The sequence below is a fragment of the Roseovarius atlanticus genome, from assembly GCF_001441615.1.
In the GTDB taxonomy this organism is placed as follows: Bacteria; Pseudomonadota; Alphaproteobacteria; order Rhodobacterales; family Rhodobacteraceae; genus Roseovarius; species Roseovarius atlanticus.
In genome coordinates, this window is record NZ_LAXJ01000016.1 from 1 (window position 1) to 14,096 (window position 14,096).

16 protein-coding genes are annotated in these 14,096 nt (G+C 66.6%); 3 read left to right on the plus strand and 13 right to left on the minus strand.

Annotation, left to right across the window (positions count from 1 at the left end):
• Both pheT and XM53_RS13740 read right to left on the minus strand, forming a co-directional pair.
• Positions 1–1,431, minus strand: a 1,431-nt coding sequence (pheT, locus tag XM53_RS13735; RefSeq protein WP_082631014.1) for a phenylalanine--tRNA ligase subunit beta, incomplete at its 3' end; no start/stop codon positions are given.
• A 318-nt stretch (positions 1,432–1,749) separates the two neighbouring features.
• Positions 1,750–2,523, minus strand: coding sequence for a sulfite exporter TauE/SafE family protein (locus tag XM53_RS13740; protein WP_057794268.1), 774 nt, complete (start codon positions 2,521–2,523; stop codon positions 1,750–1,752).
• A 198-nt stretch (positions 2,524–2,721) separates the two neighbouring features.
• Between XM53_RS13740 and XM53_RS13745 the strand changes: the two genes are divergently transcribed.
• A complete protein-coding gene (locus tag XM53_RS13745) occupies positions 2,722–4,410 on the plus strand; it encodes an acyl-CoA dehydrogenase family protein (RefSeq protein WP_057794270.1) in 1,689 nt (562 codons plus the stop codon).
• Between the two features lie 495 nt (positions 4,411–4,905).
• On the opposite strand, the gene XM53_RS13750 is transcribed toward XM53_RS13745, so the two are convergent.
• Entirely contained in the window at positions 4,906–5,085 is a 180-nt protein-coding gene (locus XM53_RS13750; RefSeq protein WP_057794272.1) for a hypothetical protein, read from the minus strand.
• Positions 5,086–5,209: 124 nt separating this feature from the next.
• On the minus strand, positions 5,210–6,352 hold the full coding sequence (locus XM53_RS13755; RefSeq protein ID WP_057794274.1) for an alpha-D-ribose 1-methylphosphonate 5-triphosphate diphosphatase: 1,143 nt from the start codon (positions 6,350–6,352) through the stop codon (positions 5,210–5,212).
• Between the two features lie 47 nt (positions 6,353–6,399).
• Here XM53_RS13755 and XM53_RS13760 point away from each other — a divergent pair, with 47 nt between their 5' ends.
• Complete coding sequence (locus XM53_RS13760) at positions 6,400–7,083, plus strand: DUF1045 domain-containing protein (protein ID WP_057794276.1); 684 nt, start codon at positions 6,400–6,402, stop codon at positions 7,081–7,083.
• On the opposite strand, the gene phnN is transcribed toward XM53_RS13760, so the two are convergent.
• From phnN to phnG, 9 genes are all read right to left on the minus strand, one after another.
• Entirely contained in the window at positions 7,059–7,625 is a 567-nt protein-coding gene (gene phnN / locus XM53_RS13765; RefSeq protein ID WP_057794278.1) for a phosphonate metabolism protein/1,5-bisphosphokinase (PRPP-forming) PhnN, read from the minus strand. The two genes, XM53_RS13760 and phnN, sit on opposite strands and share 25 nt — an antisense overlap.
• The gene (phnL, locus tag XM53_RS13770) at positions 7,625–8,305 is read right to left on the minus strand and encodes a phosphonate C-P lyase system protein PhnL (protein ID WP_057794280.1); all 681 of its coding nucleotides are present in this window, start codon (positions 8,303–8,305) and stop codon (positions 7,625–7,627) included. Before phnL ends, phnN begins: the two co-directional genes overlap by 1 nt.
• 44 nt (positions 8,306–8,349) lie before the next feature.
• Positions 8,350–9,120 (minus strand): phosphonate C-P lyase system protein PhnK, encoded by a 771-nt coding sequence (phnK, locus tag XM53_RS13775; RefSeq protein ID WP_057794282.1) that lies wholly within the window; start codon positions 9,118–9,120, stop codon positions 8,350–8,352.
• Between the two features lie 79 nt (positions 9,121–9,199).
• On the minus strand, positions 9,200–10,069 hold the full coding sequence (locus tag XM53_RS13780; RefSeq protein WP_057794284.1) for an alpha-D-ribose 1-methylphosphonate 5-phosphate C-P-lyase PhnJ: 870 nt from the start codon (positions 10,067–10,069) through the stop codon (positions 9,200–9,202).
• Entirely contained in the window at positions 10,066–10,656 is a 591-nt protein-coding gene (locus tag XM53_RS13785) for an HAD family hydrolase (RefSeq protein ID WP_057794286.1), read from the minus strand. The genes XM53_RS13780 and XM53_RS13785 overlap by 4 nt, the downstream gene beginning before the upstream one ends.
• On the minus strand, positions 10,653–11,072 hold the full coding sequence (gene fosX, locus XM53_RS13790; protein WP_057794288.1) for a FosX/FosE/FosI family fosfomycin resistance hydrolase: 420 nt from the start codon (positions 11,070–11,072) through the stop codon (positions 10,653–10,655). Before fosX ends, XM53_RS13785 begins: the two co-directional genes overlap by 4 nt.
• On the minus strand, positions 11,069–12,157 hold the full coding sequence (locus XM53_RS13795) for a carbon-phosphorus lyase complex subunit PhnI (RefSeq protein WP_057794289.1): 1,089 nt from the start codon (positions 12,155–12,157) through the stop codon (positions 11,069–11,071). The genes fosX and XM53_RS13795 overlap by 4 nt, the downstream gene beginning before the upstream one ends.
• Positions 12,158–12,160: 3 nt before the next feature.
• Positions 12,161–12,727 carry a phosphonate C-P lyase system protein PhnH gene (gene phnH, locus XM53_RS13800; RefSeq protein ID WP_057794291.1) on the minus strand — a complete coding sequence of 189 codons (567 nt, stop codon included), beginning with the start codon at positions 12,725–12,727 and terminating at the stop codon, positions 12,161–12,163.
• The gene (gene phnG / locus XM53_RS13805; protein WP_057794550.1) at positions 12,727–13,170 is read right to left on the minus strand and encodes a phosphonate C-P lyase system protein PhnG; all 444 of its coding nucleotides are present in this window, start codon (positions 13,168–13,170) and stop codon (positions 12,727–12,729) included. Before phnG ends, phnH begins: the two co-directional genes overlap by 1 nt.
• Positions 13,171–13,281: 111 nt before the next feature.
• Between phnG and phnF the strand changes: the two genes are divergently transcribed.
• Complete coding sequence (phnF, locus tag XM53_RS13810) at positions 13,282–14,043, plus strand: phosphonate metabolism transcriptional regulator PhnF (RefSeq protein ID WP_057794293.1); 762 nt, start codon at positions 13,282–13,284, stop codon at positions 14,041–14,043.
• Positions 14,044–14,096: the final 53 nt, after the last annotated feature.

Genomic DNA, 14,096 nt, shown 5'->3' on the forward strand with positions numbered 1-14,096 from the left:
GCGGCCTTCCAACTTGGTCAGCGACGCCACCCGAGCCACTTCCTCCACCAAGTCGGCCTCGCCCATGATATCGGGCCGCCAGCTCGGCACGTGGGCGGTGTTGCCCTCCATGCGAAAACCCAGCCGCGTCAGCGTCTGGCGCTGCTCGGATTCCGGGATCTCCATGCCCACCAGCGACTGCACCCTTGCGGCATCCAGGCGGTACGACCGCGCCACATCAGGCACCTCGCCCGCCACCACCAGGTTCGACGCCTCGCCCCCGCACAGATCCAGGATCATCTGCGTCGCCAGGTCATGCGCTTGCATGTTGAACGCCGGGTCGATGCCCCGCTCGTTGCGATACCGCGCGTCGGAATTGATCTTCAGCGCCCGGCCCGTATGCGCGATCTGGATATGGTCCCACACGGCGGCTTCCAGGAACACATTGGTGGTCTCGGGCGTACAGCCCGTCTCCAGCCCGCCCATGATGCCGCCGATGCTCTCGATGCCCTTGTCGTCGGAAATCACCACCTGGCCCTTGGAAAAGGTGTATTCCTTCTCATCCAGCCCGGTGAACGTCTCGCCCCCCGCGGCGCGATGCACCCGCAGGTTCCCCGCGACCTTGTCGGCATCGAAGACGTGCAGCGGCCGGTTGCGGTCATAAGTGAAGAAGTTGGTGATATCCACAAGCGTCGAAATCGGCCGCAGCCCGATGGCCCGCAGCCGGTCCTGCAACCACTGCGGGCTCGGCCCGTTGGTCACGCCACGGATCAGCCGCCCGGCAAAGACGAAACAACCGTCCGTCCTGGTATCCTCGTCGATGCTGACAGTGATCGGGCACGGAAACTGCCCCTCCACATGCGCGCGCGGCGCCTCCTTCATGGTCCCCAGCCCCCGCGCCGCCAGATCCAGCGCGATCCCCCGCACGCCCAGCGCGTCGGGCCGGTTCGGCGTGATCGCGATCTCGATGACGGGGTCCACCTTGGCCGGATCGTTCTCGGCCAGCCAGTCGACGAACCGTTCGCCCACTTCGCCCGACGGCAGTTCGATGATCCCGTCATGCTCGTCCGACAGTTCCATCTCGCGCTCCGACGCCATCATGCCGAAACTCTCGATCCCGCGGATCTTGCCCACGCCGATCGTGGTGTCGATCCCGGGCACATAGACACCGGGCTTGGCCACCACCACGGTGATCCCCTCCCGCGCGTTCGGCGCGCCACAGATGATCTGTTTCACACCCTCGTCGGTCTCCACCTGGCACACGCGCAACCGGTCGGCATCGGGATGCTTCTCGGCGCTCACCACCTTGCCGATGGTAAAATCCGCCAGCCGCTCGCCCGGATTGGAAATCTCCTCCACCTCGAGGCCAAGATCGGTCAACGCCTCGGCGATCTCCGCCACGCTGGCGGTGGTTTCAAGATGGTCTTTCAGCCAGGACAGGGTGAATTTCATCGTCTCTCATCCATCAGGGGTCACTCTCGTCCCGGGCGCTTTACCGGATATGTCCCGCGCTTGAAAGAGGGCACCGCAAGGGGGGGCCAGCCCCCCACGTCGAAACCGGGGTTTCGACGCTCCCCCCGGGATATTTTCGGCCAGAGGAAGAAGAGCGTGACACCCAGCTTCCTCTGGCCGCAAATATCCCCGCCGGAGGCCCCCGCCCGCCAGGATGTGCAACGCCGGGTCCGCTCGTCACGCCGGGGCTCCCGCGCCCGAGGAAGCGCCCGAAGGGCGGCGACGAGATATCCTGTGCGGCGCAGCCGCTCATTCGCCTCAAAAGCTCATGATCCCGCGCCGCACCAGGTTCAGGCCCGCGATGACCAGCACCGCCAGCGTCAGCCGCCGGAACAGCCGCTGGTCGATCCGGTCCTGCAGCATGAACCCGATCCACAGCCCAAACAGCGCCGGCAGGATCAGCGACAGAGACAACGGCAGAGTCGCGCGATTCAGCACGCCCGAGGCCGTATGCGCTCCGGTCAGCAGCACCGCCCCCATGCCGTAGATCACCCCCTGCACCCGCATCTGCTCGGTCTTCTCGGTGTCCAGCGCGGTCAGCATCGCCACCGTCGGCGGCCCCCAGACGCCAGAGATACCGCCGAAAAAGCCCGCCACGGCACCGATCCCCGCCTCCACCCGCCGGCCCGGATGGGGCGGCAGGCGCAAGGGCCGCCCGGCCAGCGCGAAGCCCGCATAGATCATCACCGGCACCCCGATCAGCAACAGCATCACCGCCTCGGGGATCACCCGCACGACCTGCGCCGAGACCAGCAGGACCGCCATGCCCGACAACAGGAACACCCGGTACTTCGCCAGCGAGCCCAACGCCGCCCGCACGCCCTGCCGCAGCGCCTGCCAGACGTTCGACACCAACGTGGGCAGGATCAGCCCCGCCAGCGCCACGTCGGGCGGCATCACCGTGCTCAGCCCCGAGATCACCACCATCGGCATGGCGAATCCCACCACGCCCTTGACCAGGCCGCCCAGGATCGCGACCGCCCAGGCGAACACCATCAGCAGCAACCAGTCCGGGCCAAGCAAAGCGTCCATGCGCCTGTCCTAGCACTTTTCCTAGGGCACGCACGGCCTAAATGACCGTCACGACAGTCTTAAATCCACACGGTCCCACCGCGACCCGCGACACGACAGCGCAATATTCGACCAAATCGCACGCCGCGTGAGCATAATAGTTGCGCTGCACCTGCGAAATGGCTATGCCGGTGCGGCGAAAACCGAAGGAGCTTTCCCATGGCGCATGACGGACAGGACGTTGACCTTTCGACCCAGACCCTCCTGAAGGACCTGCTGGATCTGACCGGCAAGGCCGTCGCCCCGGCCGAACAGATCCTCGACAAGGCCAGGGACGCCCTGCGCGACCTCGTCACCGTCGAGGGCCGCGTCTCCTCCCGCGCCGTGGAACAGCACCAGACGGCCAGCCACGGCCTCGCCTGGCTCGCCACCTATGTCGAATCCCTGCGCCAGATGCAGGGCTGGGCCACCCGCCTCAAGGACGAGGGCAAGTTCGGCGAGGTCGAGCAGCTCATTCATCAGATCGCCTTCGGCGAGTATCTCTGGCAAATTTACGGCGGCATCCCGATGAACCAGGGCGAGATCCTGCGCCTTCAGGACATCGGCCTTTCCCAGGACGACATGCGCGTCCTGATGACGCCCGAGGTCCAGACGCTCACCCAATCCGGCAACACCCAGGCCGCGCGCCTGAGGCTGGTGGAATTGATGCAGGAACGCGTCGCCGAGATCACCGTGGGCGTGACCGGCCTCGACGAAGAGCTCGAGATGATCCGCGAACAGTTCCGCCGCTACGCCGTAGACAAGATCCTGCCCGAGGCGCATGAATGGCACCTCAAGGACGAACTGATCCCGATGGAAATCATCGAGGAACTGTCGGAAATGGGCGTCTTCGGCCTGACCATCCCCGAGGAATTCGGCGGCCTCGGCCTGTCGAAAGCGTCGATGTGCGTCGTCTCCGAGGAACTCAGCCGCGGCTATATCGGCGTCGGCTCGCTGGGCACCCGCTCGGAAATCGCCGCCGAACTCATCATCGCCGGTGGCACCGACGCGCAAAAGGAAAAGTGGCTCCCGGGCCTCGCCTCGGGCGAGATCCTGCCCACCGCCGTCTTCACCGAACCCAACACCGGCTCCGACCTCGGGTCGCTGAAAACCCGCGCCAAGCAGGACGACAACGGCGACTGGATCCTCAACGGCAACAAGACCTGGATCACCCACGCCGCGCGCACCCACGTGATGACGGTGCTGGCCCGCAGCGTGCCGGGCACCGACGACTACAAGGGCCTGTCGATGTTCCTCGCCGAAAAGACCCCCGGCACGGATGAAGAGCCGTTTCAGGACCCCGGCATTTCCGGCGGCGAGATCGAGGTGCTGGGCTATCGCGGCATGAAGGAATACACGGTCAATTTCGACGACTTCAAGGTGAAGGGCGAGAACCTTCTGGGCGGCGAAGAGGGCAAGGGCTTCAAGCAACTTATGGAGACCTTCGAGAGCGCCCGCATCCAGACCGCCGCGCGCGCCATCGGCGTGGCGCAGAACGCGCTCGACCTCGGGATGCAATACGCCCAGGACCGCAAGCAGTTCGGCAAGGAGCTGATCGAGTTTCCCCGCGTCGCCAACAAGCTGGCGATGATGGCCGTGGAAATCATGATCGCCCGCCAGCTGACCTATTACTCCGCGTTCGAAAAGGACGAGGGCCGCCGCTGCGACGTCGAGGCCGGCATGGCCAAGCTGCTGGGGGCCCGCGTCGCCTGGGCCGCCGCCGACAACGCACTGCAAATCCACGGCGGCAACGGCTTTGCACTGGAATACCCGGTCAGCCGCGTGCTCTGCGACGCCCGCATCCTCAACATCTTCGAGGGTGCCGGCGAGATTCAGGCACAGGTCATCGCAAGAAGGCTCCTCGGCTGACGATGTCGCAGACCGTCCAGTGGACGATCTGCCTCGCCGGCACGCGAGAATCTGGCACAGGTCATTGCAAGAAGGCTTCTCGGCTATTCGTAGGGCGGGGTTTCACCCCGCCACGCATCACCGATGTAGGGTGGGTAAAAAGCCACGCGCACTTGTCCGGGTCACACGTCCGCCTCCACCCCCATTTTCTTCTTACGAAGAAAATCCACCACCGCCGGATCTCGCCAGCCGCGTCAGCCCGCGAAACTTACCTGCACAGGCTGCAATCCCTCGACCCCGTCATGCAGACGGCTGCCCGGCCTCCCCGGCTCCGCATCCGCAGGCGTGCCGGGCACATTCAAGTCCCACGGCGACAAATGGCAGAACCACAAAAGCCCCGCCATGATCCGGCCAGGTCGCCGATCCCGCCAAGGCCATCGGCCCGCGTCAGAGGCCCCGGGATCGCAGCGGTCCCGCAATTCTGGCCCATGTCGCAGGGCCACCGCGAACATCATCTCACAGTGGCAACTGCTTGGTCTCGGGCGGCAAGGGGATGGTCGCGCCACCCATACAATAGACCTGGGCGGCATGGTTCCGTCCCACGAAAAACACCCGTCGGATCGGACAGACCGCTTCTTCCCCCTCGACAGGCAGGGCATGGACCGGGGTGGGATCGAACAGATACCCGGTGGACATCGACCCGACGCCTTCGCTGCCGCCCCATGCGCATTGCCCGCGCCCGTAGGGTGGGTGAAACCCACCTTTGGTTAACAAAACCCACCTTTGGTGGACAACACCTGCGCGCGGCCAACAACCCGGATCACGCCACCCGGTTTCCCCGGCTCCAGACCGCCCGCAAGGCAGGCACGCCGCCGCGCAGGTCGAACCGGATCAGGTCCGCCCGCTTGCCCACCGCGATCTCGCCCCGGTCCCGCAATCCCACGGCGCGCGCCGGCGCCGCCGTGACCGTCGACACCCCCCGCGCCATGCAGCCCCAGTCCTGCCCCAGCTTCACCGCCGCCAGAAGCAGCGCCGAGGGCACGTAATCCGACGACAGGATATCGAGAAGCCCCGCGCGGGCCAGCTCGCCCGCCGCCACGTTGCCCGAATGCGACCCCCCGCGAATGAGGTTCGGCGCGCCCATGATCACCGCGATATCCCTCGCGTAGCTCGCCTCCGCCGCTTCCACCGTGGTCGGAAACTCCGCCATCGCCACGCCGTAGCCTTTCGAGGTCTCCACCTGTGCTTCGGTCGTATCATCATGGCTCGCCAGCACCGCGCCATAGCGCGCCGCCTCGCGCACCGCCGCCGCCTCGTGCCGCTCGCCATTGGCATCGCGCAGCGCCTTCAATTGCGCCACATGCTCTTCGAATTCCGCATCCGACAGGGCGTGCTTGCCCTTCATGTAATCGGCCAGCTTGGTGATATCCCGGAACTGCCGCTGCCCCGGCGTGTGGTCCATCAGGCTGACGATGCCCACCCGATCCTCGGGTCCGAACTCCGCCATCTCCTCTTCCAGCGTTTCCGAACACACCTCGGCCCGCAGATGCAGGAAATGGCTGATCTTGAGCGCGTCTTCCTCGCGCAGCGCCCACAGCTCGCTCGCCAGCCCCCGCGCATAGGCCAGGTACCGCCCGCGCCCCGTGGGGATCGAGCCCACACGCATGGCATCGAACACCGTGGTGATCCCGGTACTGGCCAGTTCCGCGTCATGCGCCAGGATCGCCGCGTTATGCGGCCAGTCCACCTTGGGCCGCGGCTGGATGTGCCGCTCCAGGTTGTCGGTGTGCAACTCGATCAGCCCCGGTGCCACGAAACCGCCGCCACAGTCCACCGCACCGACGGGCACCGCGTCGCCCTCCTCGATCCCGGCGATCACGCCCTCCTCCACGGCCACGGCCCCGGTCATCACCCGGTCGCGCAGGATTACTTGCGCATTGGCAAGGCAAAACGTCTCTGTCATGGAACCATCACTTGTCTTGAAGTTGAAACAGGGACAGACCCGCGCACATGGCCTTCCGACGTTACGCTGTCTACCACACCCCGCAGGGCGCCCTGGGCCGGTTCGGCGCCGACTGGCTCGGCTGGGACTTGGAAACCGGCCGACCGACCACCCCGCCAGACATCGAGGGCCTTCCGGCCCCGTGGGACGACATCACCGGCACACCCCGCAAGTACGGCTTTCACGCCACGATCAAGCCCCCCTTCCGTCTGGCGGAGGGCAAGACGGAAACGGACCTCCTGACCGCCTTTGCCAAGCACTGCACCCGCACCGCGCCGGTCACGCTCGACGGTCTGGAACTGGCGCAGCTCGGCCGCTTTCTGGCTCTCGTGCCCACCGGCGACACCAAGCCGCTCAACCGCCTTGCTGCCGACATCGTCCGCACGCTCGACCCGTTTCGCGCGCGACCGACAGACGCCGACCTCGCCCGCCGCCGCGCGTCCGGTCTCACACCTGAACAGGACGCGCTCCTGCTGCAATGGGGCTATCCTTACGTGATGGACCAGTTCCGCTGCCACTACACCCTCTCGGGCAAATTGCCCAAGGCCCAGGCAACCCAGCTTCGCGCGGCCCTCGACCCCGTGCTCACGCCCCTGCTTCCACACCCCTTCGTCCTCGACACGCTCAGCCTCTGCGGCGAGGATGCGGCGGGCCGGTTCCACCTCGTTCATCGCGCCACCCTTTCGGGCTGAAGCTGCGCCCAGACTGCCTGCGCGGCCTCATTCACCGTCCCGGTGTTCTCGACCCGGATCACATGGCTCAATCCACCGGGCAAGGCAAACCCCGCCCGCTCCAGCCGCGCCGCGATCACCTCGGCACTTTCGCGCCCGCGCATCGCCAGCCGCTCTGCCAGAACCTCCACCGGCGCGGTCAGATGCACCACGGCAAAGCCCGGAAACATCGCTTGCGCCTCGCGCAACACCGTCCGCGACAGGTTCACCAGGCACAGATGCCCCGCCGCCAGATCCTCGTGCACCGACATCGGCACGCCATAGCGCAACCCGTGCGCCCGCCAGTGCAAGACGAACGCCCCGGCCCGCGCCCGCGCCGCGAACACCTCCTCACTGACCGCCTCGAAATCCTCGCCGCCCGAATCTGCCTCCCGCGTGATCACCCGCCGCACCAGCCGCACGCCCTCGTGCCGCGCCGCCAGCGCCTGCATCACGCTGTCCTTGCCCACGCCCGACGGGCCCACGACGCCGATCAGCCGCCCGCTATGGACCGGCGCGCGCATCACGCCGCCTTCGGGGTAAAGACCGACACGTCGATCTCCCGGTCGCACACCCGGGCCCGCGCCGCCTCGTCATGAAAGATTCCCACGATGGCCGCGCCACGCATCTTGGCCTCCTCGATCAGGCGCAGCACCGTCTCGCGATTGGCCGCATCCAGGCTCGCCGTCGGCTCGTCCAGCAGCATCGCCGGATAGCCATGCGCAAAGCCCCGCGCAATGTTCACTCTCTGCTGCTCGCCCCCCGAAAAGGTGGTCGGGCTCAACCCCCACAACCCTTCGGGGATGTTCAGCCGTCCAAGCAACTCCTCGGCCCGCGCCATGGCGATACCCCTCTCTACGCCCACCGCCAACAGCGGCTCGGCCACCACCTCCCGCGTCGGCACGCGCGGCACCACCCGCAGGAACTGGCTCACATAGCCCAGCGTCTCGCGCCTTAGGGCCAATATCTCGCGCGGCTCGGCGCGCGCGACATCCACGCCCCCCACCACGATCCGGCCCGAGGCGGCCAGGTAATTGCCATAGATCATCCGCATCAGCGTCGACTTGCCCGCGCCCGAGGCCCCCGTCAGCGCCACGCACTCACCGCGCCCCACCGACAGCGACGCCCCCGCCATCACCGGGATGACCGCGCCACCCTGGTTGTGCAGCACGAAATTCTTCGACACGTCCTCGATCTCGATCATCGCCCCGGCTTTCACTGTTCCCGAAATACTCAAATCCCGCCGCCTCACACCTGCAAAACGCTCGAGACGAGCAGCTGCGTATACCCATGCTGCGGATCGTCCAGCACCTGGTCGGTCAACCCCGTCTCGACCACATGCCCGTCCTTCATCACCATCAGCCGATCCGCCAGAAGACGCACCACCGCCAGGTCATGCGTCACGATGATCGCACTCAGCCCCATCTCCCGCACCAGCCCGCGCAGCAAATCCAGCAACCGCGCCTGCACGCTCACATCAAGACCGCCCGTCGGCTCGTCCATGAACACCAGCCGCGGCCCGGTCACCAGGTTCCGCGCGATCTGCAACCGCTGCTGCATCCCGCCGGAAAAGGCCGTGGGCCGGTCATCCACCCGGTCCTCGGCGATCTCCACCCGGCCCAGCCAGTCGATCGCACTACTGCGGATCTCACCGTAATGCCGCGCACCCACGGCCATCAGCCGCTCGCCCACATTGCCGCCCGCACTCACGCCCATGCGCAGCCCGTCGCGGGCGTGCTGATGCACAAAGGCCCAGTCGGTCCGCCCCAGCATCCGCCGCTCGGGCTCGGACATCATCAGCGTGTCGCGCGGGCCGTCCACGGCAGTGTCGAAAATCACCTCGCCGGCATCCGGCGCCAGATGACCGGCGAGGCAGCCCAGTAGCGTGGATTTACCCGATCCGCTTTCCCCGACGATTCCCATCACTTCTCCCGGATAAAGGTCGAAGGACACGTCCCGGCATCCAACCCGGGGACCATAGAACTTCGCCACATCGCGCACCTGCAAAAGCGGAGTCATCACGTCAGCCCTCCCGCACGCGGATTTTTCGAAAAATCCGCTCCAAAATTTTTCCAAAAAATTTTGCGCGCCCCGTGTCTCACGCCGCACCCTCCTCGAAAGGCACGCCCTGCGCCCCCACATGCCCCGCGGCCCGGCGCCCCCGACAGTAATCCGTGTCCGAACAGACAAACATCCGCCCGCCCGCATCGTCCACGATCACCTCGTCGAGGTAACTCTCCCCGGCCCCGCACAGGTCACAGTCATGCTCCGCCTTGCTCGGCTCGAACGGATGGTCCTCGAAATCGAGGCTCACCACCTCGCACCACGGCGGCAGCGCATAGATCCGCTGCTCGCGGCCTGCGCCGAACAGCTGGATCGCCGCCATCTCCATCTTCGGATTGTCGAATTTCGGAATCGGCGACGGGTCCATCACGTACCGCCCCTCCACCTTCACCGGATAGGCATAGGCGGTGGCGATCGCCCCGTGCTGGCTGATATCCTCATAGAGCTTCACGTGCATCAGCCCGTATTCTTCCAGGGCATGCATCTTCCGCGTCTCCGTTTCGCGCGGCTCCAGGAACCGCAACGGCTCGGGGATCGGCACCTGGTAGACCAGGATCTGGTCCTCGGTCAGCGCCGCCTGGGGAATCCTATGCCGCGTCTGGATCAGCGTCGCGCGGCCGGTTTCCTCGGTCGTCTCCACGCCCGCCGTCCGCTCGAAAAACTTGCGTATCGACACCGCGTTCGTGGTGTCATCCGCCCCCTGGTCGATCACCTTCATCCGGTCCTCGGGCACCAAAGTGGCCGCACTCACCTGCACCCCGCCCGTGCCCCAGCCATAGGGCATCGGCATTTCGCGGCTGGCGAACGGCACCTGGTAGCCCGGAATGGCCAGCCCCTTCAGGATCGCCCGCCGGATCATCCGCTTGGTCTGCTCGTCCAGATAGGCGAAATTGTACTCGTTCACAGCAGCCCCCGCTCTGTCAGGTCCCGGCGCAGCGCGTCGGGAGTGGTGAAATGATGCGCCTGCCAGCCCGCCTTGCGCGCACCGTCCGCATTCGCGGCGCTGTCGTCGATGAACAGGCAGTCGCTCGGGCTCAGCGCGTTGCGCCGGCACAGAAGGTCATAGATCTCGCGCTCCGGCTTGACCGTGCCTTCATGCCCGGACACGACCACGTCCTCGAACGCCTCGCCCAACTGCGGGTGCACCCTCAGGGCCACGGGCCAAGTGTCTGCGGCGAAATTCGTCAGCCCGTAAATGCCGTGGCCCTTCGCCCGCAACCGCTCCATCAATGACCACGTCTCACAGATCTTGTCCTGGATGGTCAGGTGAAACCGCTCGAAATACCCGTCCAGCAACGCCGCATGATCCTCCCGCGCCGCCGCAATCGCGTCGGCCCGGCTGCGCCCGCGATCCTGCTCCAGGTTCCAGGCGTAGAACTCCACCTCCGCCAGAAACGCGTCGATCTCGGCGTCGCTGGCGAACCCGTGCCGGAACGCCGCGCGCGGATCCCACGCGATCAGCACGTTGCCGATATCGAAGACGATATTCATGCCACGCCCTCGCGGCCACGCGCATACCGCGCCAGCCGCTGCTCCAGCGTGCCGGTATGCAGCTCCAGCAAATGCCCATCCGGTGAATGAAAATACACCGACCGCCCCTCGCCTTCGACCCGTGGCCGTGCGGGCCGCATCTCCAGCCCCAGCGCCTCGATCCGCGCCACGCGCGCCTCGATATCGGCCTCGTCCACCTTGAACGCCACGTGGTTGTACGTCCGCTCCGCCAGCGGCGCGCCTTTCATGATTGCCACCCACACGTCGCCCACCATGAAAAACCGCTCCTCGGACAGCGAGAATTGCTCGGCCCCGCTGGCATAGACACAGCGCGCCTCCAACACCTCCTCCAGGACCCGCTGCATCCGGTCCAGGTCGGTACAGATAAAGGTGATATGCGACAGGCCGGATCTCATTCCGCCGCCTCGCGCGCCGCCTGGCCTTCTGCCTCGCGCCGCAACTTCCGCACCAGCTCCAGCTCGCTCTGGAAATCCACGTAATGCGGCAGTTTGATATGCTCCAGAAACCCTGTCGCCTGAATGTTGTCGGAATGCATCAGCACGAATTCCTCGTCCTGCGCCGGCGCGCCCACGTCGTCCTCGCCCAACTCCTTCCAGCGCAGCGCCCGGTCCACCAGCGCCATGGAAATCGCCTTGCGCTCGGTCTGCCCGAACACCAGCCCATAGCCCCGCGTGAATTGCGGCGGCTCGGTCTTGGATCCCTTGAACTGGTTCACCGTCTCGCATTCGGTCAGGGTGATTTCGCCGATCCCGATGGCGAACCCCAGTTCGGGGATGTCCATCTCGACCTCCACCGTGCCGATGCGCAACTCTCCGACAAAGGCGTGGTTGCGCGCATATCCCCGCTGGGTCGAATAGGCCATGCCCAGCACGAACCCCTCATCGCCCCGCGTCAACGATTGCAGCCGCAGCGCCCGGCTGGCGGGCAACTCCATCGGCTCGCGCGTCAGGTCGGGCGGCGTGGCGTCACTCTCGTCCTCGGTCTGGATCAGCCCCTCGCGGTTCAGAAACCCGGTGATATGCGGCACCGGCCCGTCCTTGGCCTCGCCCTCCGGCGCCTCCGGCACCGCGCCCTCGGCGGCCAGTTTGAAATCCAGCAGACGGTGCGTGTAATCGAACGTGGGCCCCAGAACCTGCCCCCCCGGCGCATCCTTGAACGTGGCCGAGATCCTGCGGTCGCACACCATCTCGCCCGTCTCCACCGGCGCGGACGCGCCGAACCGTGGCAGCGTCGTGCGATAGGCGCGAATGAGGAAAATCGCCTCGATTAGGTCCCCCCGCGCCTGCTTGATCGCCAGCGCCGCGAGGTCGGGATCATATAGCGAGCCTTCCGCCATCACGCGATTGACGGCAAGGCTCAACTGCTCACGGATCTGCGCCACCGACAGCTCCGCCACGGACGTGTCGCCCCGCCGTTCCTCGGCCAGCCACGCATGGGCGTTTTCAATGGCCCGCTCGCCGCCCTTCACCGCAACATACATGGCTCAGCCCTCCACTTTCGTGGTCCGCGGCAGCGCCGCGACCTGCCTGCCGCAGGTGAAAAAGAAATCCAGCCCCAGCGGAAACGCCTTTGCATTTTGCTGAAACGCCGCCACCTCCGGCAGGCGCAATCGCGCCGTCTCTTTGATCCCCGGCCCGCGCAGCACCGCGCCGTCGGCCACCAGTTCCGGCACCTCGACGATCAGAGTCGTCGACCTGTCCGGATATTCGGGCGTGCCCACCGGATAGGCCTCCAGCGGCCCCAGCGCCTCCCAAGACCCAAGCGCGAACATCGCCGCTTCCGGCCCGGCAAACGGCGCGCCGGTGTGAAACGTGATCCACTCCCGCACGGCGGGCGCATCGTGATCGCCCGCCAGGTACACAGGCGTCTCCGCATCGCACAGCGTCAGCACCAGCACCCCCGCCGCCACCGACAGCGGCGCAGGCGGCTCCGCCCCGGCCAAGTCCTCGATTCGCCCGGGCCGCGCCATCGCGTTCATCGCCCCGCGAAAGGCCCGTGCCGCATCCACCGGCGCATCGCCGAACCCGCCTGTCAGGGCTTCCGTGTGCATCAATCCTCTCCCCGCTGCATGGTGAAGAACTCCACCCTGGTCGCCGCCGCCTTGGCCCGCCGCGTCGCCTGCGCCGCCGCCAGCGCCTCGGTCAACGGCGTCACGACTCCCTCGCGCACCCGGTCGGCCTTATCGGTCTGCATCAACGCATCGACCAGCGCGGCGGTCGTGGCATGGGCCTTGTCGCGCCCCTGCACGTATCCATGCCCGACGGCCCCACAGCCCAGCCGCAGCGAACAGCGCGTCACCGTCATTTCGCCCAGGTTGAACGGCGCGCCCGTGGCCCCGGTCCGACCGCGCACCATCACCGCGCCCACCTCCGGCGCGCGCAGCATCTCGTGCTCGGGGGCCAGCCCCAGCCCGTCCCACAGCCGCGCCAGGTCGGCGGCGGGGGCCTTGGCCAGCGTGCTCATCCACGCCTGTCTTTCGGAGGGTTCGGTCATTTCCGCCATCTAGACACCTTGCGAAGTTGTCTAACTTACTATACAACTAGACAAATCTATAACGCATAGCATCCGAGTTGCCAAGTACCTTGTCCGTGAAGGTTTCATGACATGCCGACCAACACCGCCACACGCACGCCTGTCTGGAAATCCATCCTGGGCACGCTCACCGACGACATCGCCGCCGGTCGCTACACCCCCGGCGACAAGCTGCCGACCGAGGCGGAACTCGCCCGCCGCTTCGGCGTCAACCGCCACACCGTCCGCCGCGCGCTGGCGGACATGGCCGAGGCGGGCACCGTCTTCCCTCGCCGCGGCGCGGGCGTGTACGTCGCTCAGAAACCCACCGATTACCCCTTGGGCGAGCGCGTCCGCTTCCAGACCAACCTGCGCGCCGCCGGGCGTCTGCCGTCGCGCCGCGCCCACCTGATCGAAACCCGCGCCGCCGACGCCTCCGAGGCCGAGGCGCTGGCCCTCGCCCCCGGCGACCTGGTGCATTCCTATGACGGCCTGTCGCTGGCCGACGACCAGCCGCTGGCCCTCTTCCGCTCGGTCTTTCCCGCAACCCGCCTGCCCGGCCTGCCCGACGCCCTGCGCCGGCACCAATCCATCACCGACAGCCTGCGCGCCATCGGCATCCCCGACTACACCCGCGCCTGGACCCGGGTGGCCGCCCGTCTGGCCAGCCCCACCCAGGCCGGCCACCTGCAGATCCGCGAAGGCGCGCCGGTCCTGCGCACCGTCTCGCTCAACGTCGACCCGGAGGGTCAGCCGCTGGAATACGGCCGCACCTGGTTCTCCGGCGACCAGGTCACGCTGACCCTCGGCGACGCCCTGCCCGAAAATGAACCAGAAAAAGACATGGATAATTAACCCTTTGTCACTCCCACGATACAAATCCACGCTACTTTAGCGAGAAACGATCG

Excerpts from the sequence above, each read along its gene's own strand:
- phnK (WP_057794282.1), bottom strand. The coding sequence starts at position 9,120 with ATGACTCCGCTTTTGCAGGTGCGCGATGTGGCGAAGTTCTATGGTCCC.
- phnL (WP_057794280.1), bottom strand. The coding sequence starts at position 8,305 with ATGATCGAGATCGAGGACGTGTCGAAGAATTTCGTGCTGCACAACCAG.
- XM53_RS13760 (WP_057794276.1), top strand. The coding sequence starts at position 6,400 with ATGGCCTTCCGACGTTACGCTGTCTACCACACCCCGCAGGGCGCCCTG.
- phnF (WP_057794293.1), top strand. The coding sequence starts at position 13,282 with ATGCCGACCAACACCGCCACACGCACGCCTGTCTGGAAATCCATCCTG.
- XM53_RS13755 (WP_057794274.1), bottom strand. The coding sequence starts at position 6,352 with ATGACAGAGACGTTTTGCCTTGCCAATGCGCAAGTAATCCTGCGCGAC.
- XM53_RS13795 (WP_057794289.1), bottom strand. The coding sequence starts at position 12,157 with ATGTATGTTGCGGTGAAGGGCGGCGAGCGGGCCATTGAAAACGCCCAT.
- phnG (WP_057794550.1), bottom strand. The coding sequence starts at position 13,170 with ATGACCGAACCCTCCGAAAGACAGGCGTGGATGAGCACGCTGGCCAAG.
- phnN (WP_057794278.1), bottom strand. The coding sequence starts at position 7,625 with ATGCGCGCGCCGGTCCATAGCGGGCGGCTGATCGGCGTCGTGGGCCCG.
- phnH (WP_057794291.1), bottom strand. The coding sequence starts at position 12,727 with ATGCACACGGAAGCCCTGACAGGCGGGTTCGGCGATGCGCCGGTGGAT.
- XM53_RS13740 (WP_057794268.1), bottom strand. The coding sequence starts at position 2,523 with ATGGACGCTTTGCTTGGCCCGGACTGGTTGCTGCTGATGGTGTTCGCC.
- XM53_RS13785 (WP_057794286.1), bottom strand. The coding sequence starts at position 10,656 with ATGAATATCGTCTTCGATATCGGCAACGTGCTGATCGCGTGGGATCCG.
- XM53_RS13750 (WP_057794272.1), bottom strand. The coding sequence starts at position 5,085 with ATGTCCACCGGGTATCTGTTCGATCCCACCCCGGTCCATGCCCTGCCT.
- XM53_RS13745 (WP_057794270.1), top strand. The coding sequence starts at position 2,722 with ATGGCGCATGACGGACAGGACGTTGACCTTTCGACCCAGACCCTCCTG.
- fosX (WP_057794288.1), bottom strand. The coding sequence starts at position 11,072 with ATGAGATCCGGCCTGTCGCATATCACCTTTATCTGTACCGACCTGGAC.